Here is a 4,691-nt window from a genome sequence, read left to right on the forward strand (position 1 = left end):
GGGATGGGGTCGGGGGCAGCCGGAGCGGGGCCCGCGCAGCCGGGATGGGGTCGGGGGCAGCCGGAGCGGGGCCCGCGCAGCCGGGATGGGGTCGGGGGCAGCCGGAGCGGGGCCGGCGCAGCCGGGATGGGGTCGGGGGCAGCCGGAGCGGGGCCCGCGCAGCCGGGATGGGGTCGGGGGCAGCCGGAGCGGGGCCCGCGCAGCCGGGATGGGGTCGGGGGCAGCCGGAGCGGGGCCCGCGCAGCCGGGATGGGGTCGGTGTGGCTGGGAGGGGCCCGGGCGGGGCGAGCCCGGAGGGGCGAAAACAAGCCTTGGTGGCGGTTGAGGCGCGGGGGGTCGGGGGCGGAGCCCGCGGAGGGAAAAGGCCTGTCAGGCCGCCATGCGCGGCACGCGGCGACCCCGCGCACCACGAACCGCACGCGACCGATAGCCTTCGGCTCATGACCGCACCGCTTTTCTCGGGTAGGGGCCGCCGCAGCGTCGCGGCCCTCGGAGCCGTGTCCGCCGGCCTCCTCGTCCTCTCCGCCTGCGACAAGCCGACGCCTCTGGCGACGGTGACGGTCGGCAGCTCGTCCGTCTCCGCCGAGGCCAAGTGCCACAAGGACAAGGGCGCGGCGGAGCTGACCGCGGAGAAGGTCCAGGAGTGCCTCAGCAGCCTCAAGGCCACCAAGACCATCGACTACTCGCGCGGTGACACCCTGCGCCTCGGCGTCGAGCCGGAGGTCGTCGAGGACGGCAAGAAGTGGCAGGCGGTCCTCGACGGGCAGCCGATCACCGAGCCCTCCGAGAACACCTACCGCAGCTTCCCCGGCGCCGACGTCTTCGCGACCGGCGGCCAGGGCGACGCCCCGGCCTCCAAGAAGCTCGCGATCGTCCAGGTCGGCAAGGACGGCAAGCCCCAGGCCGTCTGGTCCTTCACCCTCAAGCTCAAGAAGTAAGTGCACGCGCTCGTCGTGACCGCGGTGGCGGCGGAGGCCGACTCCGTCGCCGCCGGTCTGAGCTCCGGCTCGGCAGCCGCCCCGCCTCCCGGCGGCGGCCCGGTCACGCCCCCGCGCACCCTCCCCGGCGGCTACCTCATCAGCCGCCACGATGTCCCCGGTCTCGCCCTCGACGTGCTCGTCGCAGGCGTGGGGCCGGCAGCCGCGGCGGCCGCCACCGCCACGGCCCTGGCCGTCGCCGAGACCTCCGGCCGGCCGTACCGCCTCGTCGTGTCCGCGGGCATCGGCGGCGGGTTCGCACCCGCCGCGCCCGTCGGCAGCCTCGTGGTCGCCGATGCGATCGTCGCCGCCGACCTGGGCGCCGAGACCCCCGAGGGCTTCCACACCGTCGAACAGCTCGGCTTCGGCCGGGCCGTGCACCTGCCGCCCGCCGAGCTGGCCGCCCGCGCCGCCGAGGCTTCCGGCGCCCTCCTGGCCCCCGTGCTGACCGTCTCCACCGTCACCGGCAGCGCCGCCCGCGCCGCCGAACTGGCCGCCCGGCACCCGATGGCCGGGGCCGAGGCGATGGAGGGCTTCGGGGTGGCCGAGGCGGCCGCCGCGTACGGCCTGCCGGTCCTGGAGCTCCGCGCCGTCTCGAACCCCGTGGGCCCGCGGGACCGCGCCGCCTGGCGGATCGGCGAGGCGCTGGCCGCGCTCACCGCCGGCTTCCACAGCCTCGTACCCGTACTGAACGGATGGGGAGACCGCCATGACCGCGCGCAGTGAGACCGGCCCGGCCGACACGACCGGCACCACGACCGGCACCACGACCGGCCGGACCGGCCGGACCGGCATGCAGGAGCAGCCCCTGCTGATCGCCTACTCGCCCTGCCCCAACGACACCTTCGTCTTCGACGCCTGGGCCCACGGCCGGGTCCCGGGCGCGCCGCCCCTCGACGTGACCTTCGCCGACATCGACATCACCAACGGGATGGCCGAGCGCGGCGAGTTCGACGTGCTCAAAGTGAGCTACGCGGTGCTGCCCTGGGTCCTCGACGAGTACGCGCTCCTGCCCTGCGGCGGCGCGCTGGGCCGGGGCTGCGGCCCGCTGGTCCTGACCCGCGAGCCGGGTCTCGACCTGCGCGGCCGGACCGTGGCCGTGCCGAGCGAGCGTTCCACCGCCTACCTGCTGTTCCGGCTGTGGGCGGCCGACGTGCTGCCGGAGGGGGTCGGGCAGGTCGTCGTCCTGCCCTTCCACGAGATCATGCCCGCGGTGCGCGACGGCAAGGTGGACGCCGGGCTGGTCATCCACGAGGCCCGGTTCACCTATCAGGACTACGGCCTGCACTGCCTCGCCGACATGGGCGAGCACTGGGAGGACACCACCGGCCTGCCGATCCCGCTCGGCGCGATCATCGCGAAGCGCTCGCTCGGCCCCGAGACCCTGCACGCGCTGGCCGCCGCGGCCCGCAGCTCGGTGCAGATGGCCTGGGAGGACCCGGAGGCCTCCCGCCCGTACGTGCGCGCCCACGCGCAGGAGCTGGACCCGGCGGTGGCCGACCAGCACATCGGCCTCTACGTGAACGAGTTCACGGCCGCGCTCGGGGAGTCCGGGTACGCGGCCGTCCGCGGCCTGCTGACCCGGGCCGCGGCCGAGGGCCTGGTCCCGGCCCTGGCCCCGGGCGCCCTCGCCTTCCCCTGAGCGGACGGGGGGCGCCCGCCCGCCAAACAAACGTGCCCCGCCACTCGTTCGAGCGGCGGGGCACATGCGTTTGACGCGTACGCCCTGCGGAGGGCGCTGCGGAGGGCGCGGACGCCGGTACGGGCGTCCTGGCCGGCCTCCTTGCGGGCGTCCTTGCGGGCGTCCTCGCGGCCGGCTAGACGTCCAGCTGGTCGGCGACCGCCCGCAGCATGCCGGCGATCTTCGAACCGTGCGCCTTGTCGGGGTAGCGGCCCCGCTCCAGCTGCTGCGTCACGTTCTCCAGCAGGGTCGTCAGGTCCTGCACGATGGAGGCCAGCTCGTCGGGCTTGCGGCGCTGAGCGGCGGCCACCGAGGGCGCGGGCTCCAGGACGGTCACGGAAAGGGCCTGGTCACCGCGCTGGCCGGCGACGACACCGAACTCCACGCGCTGACCGGGCTTGAGCGCATCGACCCCGGCAGGCAGCACCGACGAGTGGACGAAGACGTCTCCGCCGTCGTCTCGGGAGAGAAAGCCGAAGCCCTTCTCGCTGTTGAACCACTTGACCTTGCCGGTAGGCACGTCTGTTCCTCGTCCTTGTGTTCGTCGGGTCCGTAATGCCGCAAAAACGGCTCCGGACAGCAGTACAGCGGGTCCTCTGTGACCCGCCGCATCCAGGCTAATGGTCCAGGGCCCGCTGACAAGACGTCTCGGGGTCCTTCCTGCGGGCGGCCCAGGACAGGGAACTACCCTGGTCGGGTGACTGCTACTCCTGTTTCCGACGAACCCCGCCCCGGGGACGGCCTGGTCCGTACCGGCGGCATCGTCTTCATCGTCGGCGCGGTGGCCACCCTCGCGACGATGGCCCCGCTGTTCCTGGGCACCGACCCGTTCCCGCCGGTCGCCTACGCCGTGTGCATGCTCATGGGCGTCGGCTTCGCGATCGCCGGCGCGGGCGTCCTCCGCTCGGCCGCGGCCCAGCGCCGCGCGGCCCGCGCCTCCGCCGCGGCCCCGGCCCGGCAGGCCTGACCCGCGCCGCAGCCGTACGCGTACGCCGTGCGCGGTGCGCCGTGCGCGGTCAGGCGCTCCGGTCCGCGTACGACGCGAGCCACTCCGGCAGGGCCGTCAGGTCCGGCAGGACCACGTCGGCACCCGCCGACCGCAGCTCCTCCGCCGAACACGGGCCGGTCGGCACCGCCACCGACAGCGCGCCCGCCGCGCGGGCCCCGCGTACGTCGCCCACGTGGTCGCCCACGTAGACCGAAGCCCCGTGCGCGCGCAGCGCCTCCGCCTTGGCCTCCGCCCACAGCGAGCCGACCACGGCATCCGGGCGCATCCCCAGGTGGTCCAGGTGCAGCCGGGCGTTCGGCTCGTGCTTGGCCGTCACGACGATCGCGCTCCCGCCGAGCGCCTGCACGGCCTCGATCGCCTCGCGCGCGCCCGGCATCGCGGGGATCCGCGCGACGGCGTGCTGCGGGTACAGCGCGCGGTACCGGTCCGCCATCTCGGGGATCTGCTCGGCCGGGAACCAGTACGCCAGCTCCTCGTCGAGCGGGGGCCCCAGCCGGGTGACGGCGGCGTCCGCGTCGATGTACGTCCCCGTCGCGGCGGACAGCTCCTGGTACGTCGCGCGGATGCCGGGGCGCGAGTCGATCAGGGTCATGTCGAGGTCGAAGCCGACGGTGAGCGGGTGGGTGGGGGCGGCGGCACTCATACCCCCATTCTGCCGACCGGCATGACCCCCGGAAGAACACCCCCTGAACCCCTGGGACTCCGCCCCGCCACGCACGCGCCGGCTGCGCGGGGCACGCTCCAGCCTCGCGGGGCACATTCCAGCCTCGCCGGCGTTTGAGGCGCGGGGTCTGGGGCGGAGCCCCGGGCCTTTCAGCCCCGCTGGGGCCGGCTCCAGCTTCGCGGGGCAACCTCCACCCTCGCGGGGCCCATTCCAGCCTCGCCGGGCACATTCCAGCCGGGACCCATTGCAGCCCCGCCGGGCACGCTCCAGCCTCGCGGGGCACATTCCAGCCTCGCCGGCGTTTGAGGCGCGGGGTCTGGGGCGGAGCCCCACTTCGGGAAGGGGCGGGTAGGGGAAAGC

The 4,691-nt window shown here is 75.1% G+C and carries 6 protein-coding genes; 4 read left to right on the forward strand and 2 right to left on the reverse strand.

The window, feature by feature from the left end:
• The first annotated feature begins 440 nt into the window (after window positions 1-440).
• From ACZ407_RS34845 to ACZ407_RS34855, 3 genes are all read left to right on the forward strand, one after another.
• Window positions 441-938, forward strand: a complete 498-nt coding sequence (locus tag ACZ407_RS34845; RefSeq protein WP_468135554.1) for a DUF2771 domain-containing protein — start codon at window positions 441-443, stop codon at window positions 936-938.
• A complete protein-coding gene (locus ACZ407_RS34850) occupies window positions 939-1,703 on the forward strand; it encodes a futalosine hydrolase (RefSeq protein WP_468135556.1) in 765 nt (254 codons plus the stop codon).
• Between the two features lie 67 nt (window positions 1,704-1,770).
• Window positions 1,771-2,619: a 1,4-dihydroxy-6-naphthoate synthase gene (locus ACZ407_RS34855; protein ID WP_468135562.1), complete on the forward strand. Its 849-nt coding sequence runs from the start codon at window positions 1,771-1,773 to the stop codon at window positions 2,617-2,619.
• Window positions 2,620-2,794: 175 nt separating this feature from the next.
• On the opposite strand, the gene ACZ407_RS34860 is transcribed toward ACZ407_RS34855, so the two are convergent.
• A complete protein-coding gene (locus ACZ407_RS34860) occupies window positions 2,795-3,178 on the reverse strand; it encodes a cold-shock protein (protein ID WP_308072668.1) in 384 nt (127 codons plus the stop codon).
• Between the two features lie 177 nt (window positions 3,179-3,355).
• On the opposite strand from ACZ407_RS34860, the gene ACZ407_RS34865 reads away from it, so the two are divergent.
• Window positions 3,356-3,625 (forward strand): hypothetical protein, encoded by a 270-nt coding sequence (locus tag ACZ407_RS34865; RefSeq protein ID WP_468135558.1) that lies wholly within the window; start codon window positions 3,356-3,358, stop codon window positions 3,623-3,625.
• Window positions 3,626-3,674: 49 nt separating this feature from the next.
• On the opposite strand, the gene ACZ407_RS34870 is transcribed toward ACZ407_RS34865, so the two are convergent.
• Entirely contained in the window at window positions 3,675-4,310 is a 636-nt protein-coding gene (locus ACZ407_RS34870) for an HAD family hydrolase (protein WP_468135560.1), read from the reverse strand.
• Window positions 4,311-4,691: the final 381 nt, after the last annotated feature.

Source organism: Streptomyces sp. NPDC030809, from assembly GCF_055572195.1.